This is a genomic window from bacterium (assembly GCA_035691305.1).
In the GTDB taxonomy this organism is placed as follows: domain Bacteria; phylum Sysuimicrobiota; class Sysuimicrobiia; order Sysuimicrobiales; family Segetimicrobiaceae; genus DASSJF01.
Window position 1 is genome coordinate 1 of sequence record DASSJF010000028.1, and the last position, 13,463, is coordinate 13,463.

General features: G+C 70.9%; 15 protein-coding genes. 5 read left to right on the top strand and 10 right to left on the bottom strand.

Annotation, left to right across the window (positions count from 1 at the left end; translation table 11 throughout):
- A partial coding sequence (locus VFL28_05005) for a cell division protein FtsH (protein HET7264006.1) occupies positions 1–694 on the top strand: 694 nt, incomplete at its 5' end.
- Here VFL28_05005 and VFL28_05010 read toward each other — a convergent pair.
- The 6 genes from VFL28_05010 to VFL28_05035 are packed head-to-tail and all read right to left on the bottom strand — an operon-like array spanning position 695 to position 6,535.
- On the bottom strand, positions 695–1,444 hold the full coding sequence (locus tag VFL28_05010) for an SIS domain-containing protein (GenBank protein ID HET7264007.1): 750 nt from the start codon (positions 1,442–1,444) through the stop codon (positions 695–697).
- Positions 1,441–2,772: a class II D-tagatose-bisphosphate aldolase, non-catalytic subunit gene (locus VFL28_05015; GenBank protein ID HET7264008.1), complete on the bottom strand. Its 1,332-nt coding sequence runs from the start codon at positions 2,770–2,772 to the stop codon at positions 1,441–1,443. The genes VFL28_05010 and VFL28_05015 overlap by 4 nt, the downstream gene beginning before the upstream one ends.
- Positions 2,769–3,221, bottom strand: coding sequence for a PTS sugar transporter subunit IIA (locus tag VFL28_05020; GenBank protein HET7264009.1), 453 nt, complete (start codon positions 3,219–3,221; stop codon positions 2,769–2,771). Before VFL28_05020 ends, VFL28_05015 begins: the two co-directional genes overlap by 4 nt.
- 5 nt (positions 3,222–3,226) lie before the next feature.
- On the bottom strand, positions 3,227–3,718 hold the full coding sequence (locus VFL28_05025; GenBank protein HET7264010.1) for a PTS sugar transporter subunit IIB: 492 nt from the start codon (positions 3,716–3,718) through the stop codon (positions 3,227–3,229).
- 31 nt (positions 3,719–3,749) lie between these two features.
- Positions 3,750–4,892, bottom strand: coding sequence for an SIS domain-containing protein (locus VFL28_05030; protein ID HET7264011.1), 1,143 nt, complete (start codon positions 4,890–4,892; stop codon positions 3,750–3,752).
- 14 nt (positions 4,893–4,906) lie between these two features.
- The gene (locus VFL28_05035) at positions 4,907–6,535 is read right to left on the bottom strand and encodes a PTS system mannose/fructose/sorbose family transporter subunit IID (protein HET7264012.1); all 1,629 of its coding nucleotides are present in this window, start codon (positions 6,533–6,535) and stop codon (positions 4,907–4,909) included.
- A gap of 215 nt (positions 6,536–6,750) precedes the next feature.
- On the opposite strand from VFL28_05035, the gene VFL28_05040 reads away from it, so the two are divergent.
- On the top strand, positions 6,751–7,917 hold the full coding sequence (locus tag VFL28_05040) for a VLRF1 family aeRF1-type release factor (GenBank protein HET7264013.1): 1,167 nt from the start codon (positions 6,751–6,753) through the stop codon (positions 7,915–7,917).
- Positions 7,918–7,969: 52 nt separating this feature from the next.
- Here the strand turns inward: VFL28_05040 and VFL28_05045 are convergent, their stop codons facing one another.
- The 3 genes from VFL28_05045 to VFL28_05055 all read right to left on the bottom strand — a co-directional run bounded on the left by VFL28_05045 (position 7,970) and on the right by VFL28_05055 (position 9,962).
- The gene (locus tag VFL28_05045; protein HET7264014.1) at positions 7,970–8,287 is read right to left on the bottom strand and encodes a hypothetical protein; all 318 of its coding nucleotides are present in this window, start codon (positions 8,285–8,287) and stop codon (positions 7,970–7,972) included.
- Positions 8,288–8,353: 66 nt separating this feature from the next.
- The gene (locus VFL28_05050; protein HET7264015.1) at positions 8,354–9,439 is read right to left on the bottom strand and encodes a hypothetical protein; all 1,086 of its coding nucleotides are present in this window, start codon (positions 9,437–9,439) and stop codon (positions 8,354–8,356) included.
- 73 nt (positions 9,440–9,512) lie between these two features.
- A complete protein-coding gene (locus VFL28_05055) occupies positions 9,513–9,962 on the bottom strand; it encodes a YbaK/EbsC family protein (GenBank protein ID HET7264016.1) in 450 nt (149 codons plus the stop codon).
- A 256-nt stretch (positions 9,963–10,218) separates the two neighbouring features.
- Here VFL28_05055 and VFL28_05060 point away from each other — a divergent pair, with 256 nt between their 5' ends.
- A complete protein-coding gene (locus VFL28_05060) occupies positions 10,219–10,875 on the top strand; it encodes a CBS domain-containing protein (protein HET7264017.1) in 657 nt (218 codons plus the stop codon).
- A 7-nt stretch (positions 10,876–10,882) separates the two neighbouring features.
- Here VFL28_05060 and VFL28_05065 read toward each other — a convergent pair whose 3' ends face one another.
- Complete coding sequence (locus VFL28_05065) at positions 10,883–11,320, bottom strand: universal stress protein (protein HET7264018.1); 438 nt, start codon at positions 11,318–11,320, stop codon at positions 10,883–10,885.
- Between the two features lie 162 nt (positions 11,321–11,482).
- Here VFL28_05065 and VFL28_05070 point away from each other — a divergent pair, with 162 nt between their 5' ends.
- Together VFL28_05070 and ptsP are read left to right on the top strand one after the other, a co-directional pair.
- Positions 11,483–11,761 carry an HPr family phosphocarrier protein gene (locus tag VFL28_05070; GenBank protein ID HET7264019.1) on the top strand — a complete coding sequence of 93 codons (279 nt, stop codon included), beginning with the start codon at positions 11,483–11,485 and terminating at the stop codon, positions 11,759–11,761.
- Positions 11,758–13,463 (top strand): phosphoenolpyruvate--protein phosphotransferase (ptsP, locus tag VFL28_05075; GenBank protein ID HET7264020.1); only part of this gene is annotated, 1,706 nt, incomplete at its 3' end. The genes VFL28_05070 and ptsP, both read left to right, overlap by 4 nt.

The window sequence follows — 13,463 nt, forward strand, 5'->3', positions numbered from 1 at the left end:
GCTCTTGGCGGCGCGGCGGGGCAAGAAGCGGATCGGCCGGTCCGAACTGGACGAGGCGATCGAGCGGGTGATCGCGGGGCCGCAGCGGAAGAGCCGGATCCTATCGCCGAAGGAACGCGAGCTCACCGCTTACCACGAGGCGGGGCACGCGCTGCTCGGCAAGCTCTTGCCGCAGGCCAACCCGCCGCACAAGGTGACGATCCTCCCGCGCGGGATGGCCCTCGGCTACACCCTCTCGCTGCCGGAGGACGACAAGTACAGTCAGACCCGCGGTGAGATGCGGGCGGAGATCGCGGTGCTGCTCGGCGGCCGCGTGGCGGAGGAGATCGTGTTCGGCGAGATCACGACCGGGGCGGCGAACGACTTCGAGAAGGCGACCGATCTCGCCCGCAAGATGGTGACGGAGTTCGGCATGTCGGACCGGCTCGGTCCCCTCGCGCTCGGCAGCAAGCACGGGCCGGTGTTCCTGGGGCGCGACCTCGTGAAGAGCCGCAACTACTCCGACGAGATCGCCTACGAGATCGACAAGGAAATGCGGCGGATCATCGACGAGTGCCGCACGCGCGCGCATCAAGTGCTGACTGTCAACCGACCGGCGCTGGAGCGTGTCGCCAAGGCGCTCCTGGCGAGGGAGACGCTCGACGCCGAGGAGCTGGATCTGGTCGTTGCGGGCCGTGCTCTCGCGGCGGCGTAGTCAGCGCGACGCGTAGGCGGGCTGCACCCTGATGCGCTCTTCCAGCGCCGCGCACCGCTCCTCGTTGCCGGCGGCGCCCTCCGGCACGTTCACGCTGACGCGCACCGGCGGGCGCACGCCCGCGGCCAGCAGCCGCTCGATCACCGCGGCGATAATCATATTCATGATGATGGTGGTGGCGACCGTCGACGTGCCGCCCACCCGCTCGGACACCCCGTCGATGGCGACGAGCGCGTCCCCTCGCGGCCCGCAGGTGTCGATGACGTAGTCGGCGACCTCGAAGAGCCGCCTGCCGCTGGAGTGGCGCGACGGGACGTCCCGCGAGTGCTCGAGCGAGGTCAGGGCGGTCACGACCAGTCCGCGGGCCTTGCCGTAGATCGCCGCCTCAACGGGCGCGGCGTTGATGCCGGAATGCGACACGACGATGAGATGCTCGCCCGGCCGCAGGTCGTACTGCGCGAGCACGATCGGAACGTAGCCTTCGAGGCGCTCGAGATGCATGCCGAACGGCCCGAGCCCAAAGAGCGCGGGGTCGAGGATCGCGTTGACGCAGCAGAGGCCGCCGGCGCGGTGGAAGACCTCCTCGGCCGCCATGTGCGAATGGCCCGAGCCGAAGACGTGGATCAGGGCCCCGCGGGCGACGGTATCCGCAATGGCCGCCCCGACCCGCTCGATCGCCGCCCGCTGCTCGGCGTCGATGCGGGCGACGATCGCGGAGATGCCGGCATGGTAGCGCTCCGCGGCGGTCACGCCCCCGCCTCCCACCCGTCCCCGCCGCACGCGCCGGCATACTGCTTCAACACCGCCCGGATGCGATCGGCCACCCACTCGCGCGGGTCGTGGCCCACGCGGTGGTCGCGGATGCGCGCATACTGCTCGGGCAGAAATTGGCTCAGCAGCGCGAGCGGCGGCTCGGTGCGAGTCAGGTTCTCAAACAGACGGTCGAGGGCCGCCTGCACGTCGGGCCGCGGCCAATAGTAGCGCACGCGGTCGGCGAATCCGTAGCGGCGTGCGCAGGCGATCTCGTCGGGCGTACCGTGGTAGTACGGGGCCCAGTGCCGGGAATCGTCAACCATGGCGCGGTCCAGCACCGCCGGCAGGTCGGAGAGCGCGACACCGGAACGGCCCCGCAGCCACTCGCGCTCGATCCAGGCCAGCGCCAGCACCGCCTCTCTGAAGGCGAACGTGAGAGCCGGCCCGACCTTGAGGATCGCGAAGTGATCCTCCACCAGCCGCCTCAGCGCGTAAGGACGCTGATAATCGGTAGAATGGGCTTCGTACACCAGCCGCGGATGCGTCTCGATGACGCGTGAGAGACGCGCGGCCGCCTCCGGCTCGTACTCGTGCACGCCCCAGGCGCCGAAGTCGATTCCCGGCTGCGCGACGACCGCGACGACCCGCGCCCAGGCGTCGCTCAGTCCGCGGCGGACGAAACGCCGGCGGGCCATCTCTATCGTCTCTTCCACGTCCTCGGGCGTCGTGACTTCGGGCTCCGCCCCCTCCTCGGTCTCGCCGCCCGGCTGCGGGACGTCGGATCCGATCACGTAGTGGAGCGGTCCGGCCGCATCCGGCAGCCGCCGGCGGGCGTCTTCCGCCGCGTCACAGAGGTCGGCGGTCCGCTCGGCGACGAGGACCTTGGACGGCCGACCCCCGGCGTCTCCCGCACAGGCCACGCTCGCGTCAAGGTGCAGTTTCGTGTAGCCCGCGGCGACGCAGTCCGCCACGAGGTGGCTTGCGCGCCCCATCGCCTCTTCGGCCGGCAGCGACCGCCACGGATACGGACCCAAGTGGTCGCCGCCGAGGATGATGCGGCCGGATGCCAGACCCTGTGCCCGCCCGATTCGCTCCAGGTACTCTGCGAAGACAGCCGGTGTCATGCCCGTGTAGCCGCCGTCCTGGTTGACCTGGTTGGACGTCGATTCAACGAGGAGCGGCGCACCGGCAGTCGCCGCGTAGCGCGCGGCCGCTTCCAGCACCGCGGGATGGCTCGAGCAGATCGACACGATGCCCCGCGCGGCGCCGGCCTTGTGCTCCGCGATGACCTGCAGCAGCCCGTCGCTCGTGCGGACGGCGCTCATGGGTGCAGGGAACGGACCGCCGCGCGCGTCGCGGCCGCGCGCAGCGCCGCTCCGAGGTCGACAACCCCATCGCGGCCGGCGCGGGCCGCGAGCTCCGCCAGCGCGGGAAGATCGGCGTCGTCGCGCCGCAGCAGCGCTTCCGCCAGCATCGACAGATTCACGCCGCTCACCGTCTCGACCGCACGTCCGGGTCCGACGGTCAGCGACGCCGCCACGCGCGCCGGGACGCCGCCGGGAATGTCGACGAGGCACAGCGCGCCGTCTCCCGGATCGAGGCGCCCCAGGACGTCGCGCACCTCGGCCTCGAGATCTTCCGGGCCTTTCCCCGGCAGGAAGGCGATGGCCCATGCCTTGGCGGGTGGCCCCACGAGCATCGCGGCGGTCTCCAGCAACGCTCCGCCGAGTCCGCCGTGGCAGATCACCAGCACCCCGACGCGCGACCTCTCCACGCGTGTCACACCTTGGCGCGGGCGCGCACGACGCGGTTGAAATCCGTGACCGCACCGCCGGGAATCCACACGGCCTCGAGTACCACGCCCGCCGCGTCCAATGTCTGCCACGCGGCCAGGTCGTCCGGCCCCGCGGCGACCTCTTTGGTGAGGCGGTCGCGCCCCTGGGCCGACCGGACGTTGCCCACGTTGACCTTGGTAAGGGGCACGCCGGCCGCCATCAGCCGGACCAGTTCCTGCGGGCCCCTCGCCAGCACCATGACCGCGTCGTCGGCAAAACCGCCGTGCGCGAGCGCCGCGGCGGCCTCGTCCACGGATACGATCGACGTCTCGACGCCCGGGGGCGCGGCGAACCGCATCAGCGTCTTCTGCATCTCGTCCTTGGCCACGTCGTCGTCGGCGACGACGATCCGGGTGGCGCCGACCATCCGGACCCACCCCAGCACGACCTGGCCGTGAATCAGCCGGTCGTCGACGCGCACGAGCGCGATCTTCATCGCCGCACCCGACGCCGTCGCGGCGTCCGTCCTATCTCGGAAGCGCCATCCGCGCCGCGAGATACCGCTGGTCGTCCAGCCGCATGGCGTCCGGCCGCACACCCCGGGCGAGCGCCACGTGGTAGGCGAACTGGTAGAGCGGCAATACCGCGTACAGCGGCGTGAGGCACTCCGGCACCGCCACCCCGAGCCGGGTCACGTGCGTCGCGCGGGGCAGGCTGTTCGCGGCGTCCGTGATGATCCAGACCCGCGCGTCGATTTGGGCGAGCGCCGCGGCAAAGCCCGCGGCCTTTGAAAAAGCCGGACCCTGAAATGCGAGCACGATGACCAGATCGCCTGGATCGATCGAGACCCAGGGGCCGTGCATCGCCTCCTCGAGCTCCCACGCGTGGGCCGGTACGTGGGCCGTCTCCCGCAGTTTCAGCGCCCCCTCGTGCGCGGTGGCGAGGTTCGGGCCGGCCCCGATCACGAACATGCGGGGCCACTCCCGGGCGGCCGCGCCGAGCCGCTGCATCTGGGCCGCCGACTCGTCCAGCACCTGCCGGGCCGTCTCGGGTGACGTTTCGAGCGCCCGGCGGTACGCGTCGGCATTCCGTTCGCGGCGCGCCGCCATCGCCGCGGCGAGCAGGTAGTGCCTCAGAAGCGACGCGACATAGCTGCGGGTCTTGGGCAGGGCGGGCTCACGCCCGCCCTCGCCCAAGATCGTAACCGTCGCGGCCTCCGCGACGGGCGACCACGGCACGTCGGTCAGGCCGATCGTGACCGCACCCCGCTGCCGCGCCGTCGCGAGCGCGGAGATGACCGACTCCGTCCCGCCGGTGTGCGAGATGGCGACGAGGCCGGCGCGGTCGAGCGCGGCCGGAGGATAGGCCGCGAACTCAAACGCGTCGTGCGCCGACGCCGGGACGCCGGCAATCTTCGGGAGGGCGTAGGTTGCGGCGATCGCGGAAAAATACGAGGTCCCACAGCCGATCAGATGCACCGCCTGGACGCCGTCGAGCGCTTCCGCGGCGCGTCCGACCTCCCCCCGCCGTTCGGGCCTCAGCGTGCCGCGCAGCGTCGCAGGGACGCTCGCCACGCCCTCCCACATCAGAAAGGGATGGGAGGATCGCTCGAGCGCCGAGGCGAGCATCTCCCCCGACGGCTGCGGGCGTCCTCCCAGCACCGATGACATCACGGATCGCTCCTCTACTTCAGAATGGCAAACCCGCCGAGGATCAGCGACGCCGCGATCAGGCTGAGCATCAGCGTCGTGGTCTTGACGCGCCGCCGCACCATCCCGAACACGATCAGCACGAGCGCGAGCGGCAGGATCTTCGGCATGATCCCGTCCAGCATTGCCTGGATGGACACGGAGGTCTTCCCCACCGTGTAGGTGAGCGGCGTCCCGACGGAGATCCAGGCCGCGGTCAGCGCGCCCACCGTCATGAGGCCGACCATCGCCGCGCTATCCATGACGCGGCGCAGCGCGCTCGAGGTGAAGACGCTCAGCGCGCGCTGGCCGAGGCGATAGGCGGAGTCGAGAGTCTGCCAGTACACCCAAACGTGCAGTACGCCGAGCACCGCGATGAACAGGAAGGGCGCGATCGGGTTACCGGTCAGAGCCAGCGACGCGCATACGCCGCCCATCAGCGGGCGGGCCGTGCCGTGGAACATCGAGTCGCCGATGCCGGCGAGCGGGCCCATGAGGCCGGACTTCATGCCCTGGATCGCCTGGCCGTCGATGTCGTCGCCGGCGGCGCGCCGGGCTTCCATGTCGGCCGTGAGCGCCAGGATCGAGCCGTGCAGCCAAGGGTGCGTGTTGAAGAAAACGAGATGGCGCTTCAGCGCTTCCACGTACCGCTGCGGCTGGCCCTGATAAGTCTTCTTCAGGAACGGGATGAGCGCCCACGTAAAGCCGAGCGCCTGCATCCGGTCGAAGCTGAACGCCGACTGCAGCGCGAACCCGCGCCACCAGATCAGGCGGATGTCGGCCGGCGTCACCTGCGGCATCACGGCGGCGGCACTCACGCTGCCGCCGGCGATGGCCGGGACCGGACGTAAGGGTTGCCGCGGCGCAGACTGCGCGGGCGCCCGGGCCGGCGCCTCCGCCGCGGCGCGCCGCAGCTGGATGAGCACCGCCACGGCGACGGCGACGCCCGCGATGCCGACGACGTTAAACTGCGTGTACGCCGCGAACAGGAAGCCGATGAAGAACCACGGGAACACCGCCGGCGTCACGAGCGAGTTGAGCAGCAGCGCGAAGCCCAGGGCCGGCAGCATGTTGCCCGCCAGGTTGATGCCGGCGTACAACCACTGCGGAATCGCCGCGGCGAGCGCGCGCACGGCCTCGACGCCGATCGCCAGCGCGACGAACGTCGGGAGCGCCTCGGCAAGGTAGTGCACCGCGTTGCCGAGGTGCACCATCGCCGCAATGCCGCCCTCCTGCCCGCGGTCCGCATAGCGCTCCGCCACGTTCACGAAGAAAACGCTCACGGTCTTCGCGAGCAACTCGAAGAACGACCCGAGCAGCGCAGCCGGAATCGCGATCAGGATCGCCGCGCCGATCCCCTGATGCGCGGCGATGCCGAAGGCGGTCCCGAGGATGCTGCCGATGTTGTAGTTCGGCGGCACTGAGCCGCCGATGTCGGAGGCGCCCATGAAGACCAGCTCGAGCGTCCCGCCGACGACCAGGCCGGTATGGAAGTCCCCCATGATGAGCCCGGTGATCGGCGCGACCACGATCGGGCGTTCCAGGAAGAAGTCCCCCATGAATCGGCGAGAGAAATACGCAAACCCGGCCAAGAGCGAGAGAATAATCGCGGTGCCAAGCGACATGAGTGCTCCCCCCTTTTAGGAGCAGCGCAGACGAGTGCCCGCCGCGGACACCCCACCCTCTTACCTCCGACTGTATCGGCAGCGGCATGGAGCGGATATCCGATGACTGTCCGATTTCCCGTCCGGCGGGTGCCGGATGGTGCCGGCCGTGGGCGCGGCGTACCGTATGAAGTGGAACGGTTTTGTCCGCGCCCGCCCGTTCCGGAGGCGAGCACATGATCGAGGAAGCGCGGCTGACCGAGCTTGCGCAGATGGAACGCGACGACGTCTTCTCCCTCACGCTGAACACCGATCCGAGCCTGGCACAGAACCAGCGTCCGAACCCCGCGTACCGCATCTGGATGCACGGCGCCGTTCAGCGGCTGCTCCGCCGGCTGCCGCCCGACGCGCGGCAGCGCGCCGAGCCCGCCGCGCAGCGCGTTCTCGCGCATGTCGGCGCCATGCCGCAGCAGGGCCGCGGCCTGGCGATCTTTGGCGGCCCGGACCTTTGGGAGACGTGGTCGGTACCCTTCCCCCTGCCGAACCACCTGGCGTACGGCCGGCCGGATACGGTGCCGCTGCTGTGGGCGATGCACGAGTATGCGCCGTACGCGATCCTGCTCGTCGCGCACGACCGGGCGAGGCTGCTTATCGCCTACCTCGGCCGCGCGGCGGTCGTCGAAGAGATCGAGCTCGACATGCACCCCGAGCAGTGGCGGTTCAAGACGGGCCGGATGGCAACGTCGAGCCGGCGGACCGGGACCGGCGTCGGGCGCGGGGAGCAGTCGAGCGCGTACGAGGCGCGTGTCCTCGCCGAGCACCACCGGTTCTGGCGGGACGTCGCCAAGGCGGCCGCCCGCACGTTGACGGCGCGCCGCATCGACCGCCTTATCCTCGGAGGCGACGCGGAAGCCGCCGGTGCGGTGTCCACGGCCCTTCCCGGACCGCTTCGGGATGCGGTCATCGGCACCGCGGCCGTCGCCGCGTACGCGTCGCCCGCCGAGATCGAGGCCAGCGCCCTGCCGATCGCCCTGGCCGATCATCACGCGCGCGAACGCCGCCTCGTCCGGTCGATCGCAGAGGAGCGGCGCACCGGAGGCATCGGCGTCGATGGCGCCGCGGCCACGCTCAACGCCCTCGCGGCCGGCACGCTGCGCGTAGTGGTCGCGGCCCGCGACATGCACGCGCCCGCGTGGATCTGCTCCGGCTGCGGACGGGTTGCCGCGACCGCGTCGCGATGCGCCGTGTGCGGCGGCGAGCCTCGCGGTCTCGCGCTGCCGCAGGCGCTGCCGCTGCTGGCCTCGAGACACGGCGCGGCACTTGAACTCGTCGACGCAGCTGCTGCGTCACCGCTCACCGACGGCATCGGCGGACTGCTGCGCCGTCGAGTGAATGCAAATTAGCACATCGCGCGGCGACTGAGACCGGAAGCCGCCGCGTCGGGCGATCACGACCTCAGGCGACTTTGGGCGGCACCACCGTGTTGTCGGGAGGTTCCTCTGACGGCGCACGCGCCCGACGCACCAGCGCGCGAGTATGTGTCGCGGTGAGCACCCGGTCAAACGCGCGTTCGCTTCCCGTCCGCCGGCTTCCCGTTCGCCGGTTGACGTCCGCACGCCGGGTCAGCGCAGCGACGATGGCCACGAATATCAGAAGGACCCAGATGACAATGAACGCCCACAGCAACGTGCCGCCCATCTGGCGCCAGTAGGCGTCCCCATAACGCTCGAGCTGCTCGCCGAACCCCGCCTGACCCAGGTACCAGTCCATCATGGCCCGGCACCTCCCGGCTCGACCAACGATCACCTCGATAGTAGGCCGCAGCACGGCGGCGGACTATCAGGCTGGAGCCGTATTCTCTATCGGGCACGGCTCCGGCGCGCCCGTCCGCGCCAGGAGGTCGTTGGCCCACACCAGAAACCGGCCGCCGGCGAGCGGATCCAGTGCCTGCATTTGCGCCGCGGTGCCGGCTGGATCCGCCCACCACCGCTCCACAGAATCGCCCAATTCGAGCGTGTACAGCACGCGCAGCTTCGTGCCGGCCGCGGCCTCGGTGACAGTCAGGAGGTTCCGGACGTTCGCGGTGAGATCGAACCGGCTCCGATACGACTCGAGCCAGAACCCTGCCCACGCTTGCGGATACGACTGGTAGACGAGCACGTCGAGTCCGGCGCCGGCCAGCGCCCGATAGTCCGCCCCGTGGCGGCGGGCCTCCGCCGCGGACATGCCCATCTGATCGTAGGCCAGCAGGGTGCCGCCGCCGGCGTGCACCGCGCCGGCAATCGTACGGTAGAACGCCGCCCAGTCGCCGGCCGTTCCCTCACGATCCGCGTAGAGGTCCGGATCCCAGATGCTGCCGAACCCGCAAAACCCGTCGCCGAGCATCAGCCCGTCGAACCCGAAGACCTGCCGCACGCGGTCGTACTGCCTGCCGATGTACTCGGCGTAAGTGACGCCTTCCGCGCGAAGCCGGACGAACGGATAGAGCTGGCTGCTGAACGGCAGATGCCGGAGTTCGGGGTGCGCGCGCACCCATGCGGGCCGGTGGTGAAACCGCCAACCGCCGTAGTTCCAGAAGCCGACCGCCGCCTTGATCCCCCACTCGTGCAGCTGCGCGACGAGCGCCCGCAGATCTTCCTGCGTCGTCCACGCGCGCAGCGGCCCGTGCCGGTCGAGCGTCGCGGGGCGGGCGGGTTCGTAGCCTCGGAAGGACAGTACGAATTCGGGGTCGCGGTCCTCCATGATGACGACCCCTTCGAGCCCCTCGAGACGCGGCAGTGGCCGCGGAAAGGCGCCTAGATCTACGCAGGCCCACGTCCGGCCGTCGGCGACCTCGCGCAGCGAGAGGCTCGACGGCCGGTGACGGCGGACCACGCGGCGCAGCAGCGCCCGGATCAAATGGTACGGCGGCCGTATGATCGGCACGGTAGATGCCTGTCTACCGCGCCGCCCTCCGGGCTCCTCCGCGGGCCGCCGTGACGTCTCCCGCGGATCTACCTCATGTCGCCGCGAGTTCCCGCTGTACGGCCATGATGCCGACCTTGGGCGCCACGAGCCGCGCGAAGTCCTCGTACGTCATCGTGACGAGCAGATCGTGCGTGCCGGCGTTGAACATAATCACCGGATCGTGCGTCAGACCGCGATCCACGAACACGGGCATGTGGTAGAGGTTGCCGAACGGCGGCATCGCGCCGGCCTCGCAGTCCGGAAAAGCCCGCAGAAACTCGCTCTCGGTCGCGAGCCGCGCATGCTTGGCGCCGGCGGCCCGCCGTACCCACGGCACGTTCACCCGCGAGGTGCCGGGAACGACGACCATCAGGAGACGCTCATCGGCCATGACAAGCACGACCTTGGCCACGAGCCTCCCCGGTACGTGCTCCTCCTGCGCCAGTTCCTGAGCCGTGTACCGGGGCGCATGGCGGGTCACCTGATACGCCACCCCGGCCATATCAAGATACTCCCGCAACCGTTGCAAGCAGGGTGTACCTAACCCGGCGAGACCCTTCGACTCGATCTCGGTCATGCGGCTCACCTCCTCAATTTCCTGGGACGTCACCCCCCCTTCACGATAGCCCGGCCCGCGGGCTGCGGCCCATCCGTTACGCAGCCGATTCAGGATCGGGCCTCCGTCTCATGGCGCGGGCCGGCGGCCGGCAGTACCGTAGGAATGAGCGGACGACACAACGGAGACCGGGGTGATTGGAATGCTCGTGCGCGACCGGATGACGAGCCCGGCCATCACGACGAGGCCCGACGCGGAGACCAGCGCGGCGCTGAAGACGATGTATGTCCACAAGGTCCGCCGCCTTCCGGTGGTCGATGAGCGGGGCGCGCTCGTCGGCATCGTGACGCAGCGGACCCTCTACGAGCACGGCAAGGCGTCGACGCCCGTGGCCGATCTCATGACGCCGTCTCCGTACACGGCGGCCCCGGACACGCCGATCGTCGAGGCGGCCGCCAAGATGCGCACGCTCGGGTTCGGCGCGCTGCCGGTCCTCGAGCAGGGCCGGCTGGTCGGCATCATCACGGAGAGCGACATTTTCGACGCATTCCTCGAGCTGCTCGGCGCCGGCCGCGCCGGAACACATCTCGTCGTGCCGGTCGCGAACGTGGCGGCCGGGGTGCGGGCGGTGCTCGACGCGCTCGCGCGCGCCAAGGCGCCGCTCACCGGCGTCGCGACCTACATCGACCGGCACGGCCCGGAGGTTGTGCTGACGGCGGACGAACAGGACCCGCGGGACCTCGTGCGCGCGTTGCGCGAGGGAGGGTTCGAGCCGACGGAGATCAGCGTCCAGAAGACGGGCGGCGGGCACAACGTCATGACCGGCGAGTCCGCCGCGAGACGGTCCGCCGGCATCTAGACGGCGCCTACTCTTTGCGGATCAAGAGCACCGGCACGGGGGTGGTGCGGACCACCCCTTCCGCCGCGCTGCCGAGCAGCAGGTGATCGAATCCGTGCCGTCCGTGGGTCCCCATCACGATGAGATCGGCGGGCCAGGCTCTCGCCTGGCCGACGATCGCGTCCGGAATGCGCGTGGTTTCGTCGACCAACTGGGTCGAGACCGCCACCCCGGCCGCGCGTGCCCGCTCGGCCGCGCCGGCGAGGAGCGCCTCGCCTTCCTTGCGCCACCGGTCCGCGACCTCCCCGACGTACACGCCTTCGTAGAGCAGATACATCGCCTGTGTGTCGAAGATGTGTACGATCTTGACCTCCGCGCCCTGCTCCCTGGCCAACTGGAGGCCGTGGGCCAGGGCGGCATCGCTACACGCGCTGCCGTCGACGGGCATTACGATGCGACGGTACATGACGATCGCGCCTCCCCGGAATGCATGTGGTGCGTCGGGATGTGATCCGACAGAGGAGTACGCTGCCCGCCGGATGGCACCTGTTGCGCGTCCTGCCTACGATAGACGGGGTGCGCTTTGGCCCGTGCCGCGGGCCCGGGGTGCGGCCACGGAGGAGACAACGTGCAGCAGGCGGTCTTGACGCTCACGAATGCCGTGGGACTGCACGCACGGCCCGCCGCGAAATTCGTGCAAACCGCGGTGCGCTTTGCGTCGGAGATCACCGTCCGCAACGTCACGCGCGGCGGACCGGCGGCGGACGCCAAGGGCATCCTGGGCGTGCTCGGCCTAGGCGCCGAGCGCGGCGACGTGATCGAAGTGCAGGCGGCGGGGCCGGACGAAGCGGAGAGCCTTGACGCCATCCGGGTCCTGGTAGCATCGCGCTTCGGAGAGCACGCATGACGGCGGCGCGGCTTGCGGGATCGCCGGCCTCGCCCGGCATCGTCACCGGGCCCGCGTGGAGGTACGAGCGCGGTGCCGTCGCGGTCGTGCGCCGGACGGCGGAGGATCCGGCGGCCGAGCAGCGTCGGCTGGACGCCGCGCTGTCCGCAGCCGCAGCCGGTCTCGACCGGCTTGTCGACGCGCAGCGGACGCGCCTGACGCCGGAGATCGCGGCCATCTTCGAAGCGCAGCGGCTCATGGTCGAGGATCCCAAGCTCGCCGCGCAATGCCGCCACGCCATCGCGGGCGGGGCTTCGGCTGAGGCGGCGTGGCGTGAAGCCGTCGATCACGCCGCGGCCGCGCTCGAGGCCCAGGCCGGGCCGGTGTTCCGGTCCCGCGCCGCGGACGTCCGCGACGTCGGGGAGCGGGTGCTGCGCGTGCTGGCCGGGGCCGGGGAACCGGCACCTCATCCGGACGGCCCGGTCGTGGTGGTCGCGCAGGATCTCACGCCGTCCGATACCGTCGGCCTCGCCTCAGACCGCGTCCTGGCGATCTGCATCGCGGGCGGCGGCCCGACGTCGCACGTGGCGATCCTGGCGCGGCGCCTGGGCGTCCCCGCGGTCGTCGGGCTCGGGCCGGCGCTCGGCACGGTCGCGTCCGGAGCGGTACTCCTCGTCGACGGCGACCGCGGCGTGGTGATCGTGGACCCCGACGAGGGGACGGTGGCCGCGGCGGCGGCGCAGGGCTCCGTGCGCGCCGCGGCCGAGGCGCTGGCTCAGGGTGCCGCACACGCCACGGCCGTCACGCAGGACGGCATTCGGATCGAAGTCGCGGCCAACGTGGGAAGCGTGGCGGATGCCGTGGCGGCCGCGCGTGCCGGCGCCGACGGCGCCGGACTCGTGCGCACCGAGTTTCTCTATCTCGACCGGCAGACGGCGCCCGGCGAAGACGAGCAGGTCGCGGCGTACCGCGCGATTTTCGACGCGCTGCCGGGCCTCCCCGTCGTCCTCCGGACGCTCGACATCGGCGGCGACAAGCTTGTACCCTACCTTCCGCTGCCACGTGAAGCCAATCCGTTTCTCGGGATCCGCGGCGCGCGCATCGTACCGCGGCGCCCCGACCTCCTCCAGACGCAACTGCGCGCGATCCTCAAGGCCGGCGCGGGCCGCCCGGTGCGCATCATGTTCCCGATGGTGACCGCGGTCGACGAGATGCGCTCGCTGCGGAGGGCGGTCGAGGACGTACGCGCCCGCTTGGCGCGGGACGATCATCGCGCGCCGGCGGAGCTTCAGATCGGCATGATGGTGGAGGTGCCGGCCGCCGCGCTGCTCGCGGAACGGTTCGCGCCGGTAGTGGATTTCTTCAGCATCGGCACCAACGATCTCGCGCAGTACACGATGGCGGCCGACCGCACGAACGCCGAGGTCGCCGGCCTCGCCGACGGGGTCGAGCCCGCCGTACTGCGCTTGATTCAGGCAACCGCCCGGGCCGGCGCCGCCGCGGGCAAGTGGGTCGGCGTCTGCGGCGAGCTGGCCGGCGACGCCTCGGCAACCGCCGTACTGATCGGCCTCGGCGTCGTCGAACTCAGCATGAACCCCCGGGCGATCGCCGCCGTCAAGGCCGAGGTGCGCCGGTGGACCATGGGCGCGGCGCAGGATCTGGCGCGCCGTGCGCTTGCGCTCGAGAGTGCGCGCGCGGTGCGCGCGCTGATCGCGGAGCGCGG

Coding starts and splice junctions, on each gene's coding strand:
- VFL28_05015 (HET7264008.1), bottom strand. CDS start 2,772: ATGAGCGCCGTCCGCACGAGCGACGGGCTGCTGCAGGTCATCGCGGAG.
- VFL28_05025 (HET7264010.1), bottom strand. CDS start 3,718: ATGAAGATCGCGCTCGTGCGCGTCGACGACCGGCTGATTCACGGCCAG.
- VFL28_05030 (HET7264011.1), bottom strand. CDS start 4,892: ATGTCATCGGTGCTGGGAGGACGCCCGCAGCCGTCGGGGGAGATGCTC.
- VFL28_05035 (HET7264012.1), bottom strand. CDS start 6,535: ATGTCGCTTGGCACCGCGATTATTCTCTCGCTCTTGGCCGGGTTTGCG.
- VFL28_05040 (HET7264013.1), top strand. CDS start 6,751: ATGATCGAGGAAGCGCGGCTGACCGAGCTTGCGCAGATGGAACGCGAC.
- VFL28_05045 (HET7264014.1), bottom strand. CDS start 8,287: ATGATGGACTGGTACCTGGGTCAGGCGGGGTTCGGCGAGCAGCTCGAG.
- VFL28_05055 (HET7264016.1), bottom strand. CDS start 9,962: ATGGCCGGGGTGGCGTATCAGGTGACCCGCCATGCGCCCCGGTACACG.
- VFL28_05060 (HET7264017.1), top strand. CDS start 10,219: ATGCTCGTGCGCGACCGGATGACGAGCCCGGCCATCACGACGAGGCCC.
- VFL28_05065 (HET7264018.1), bottom strand. CDS start 11,320: ATGTACCGTCGCATCGTAATGCCCGTCGACGGCAGCGCGTGTAGCGAT.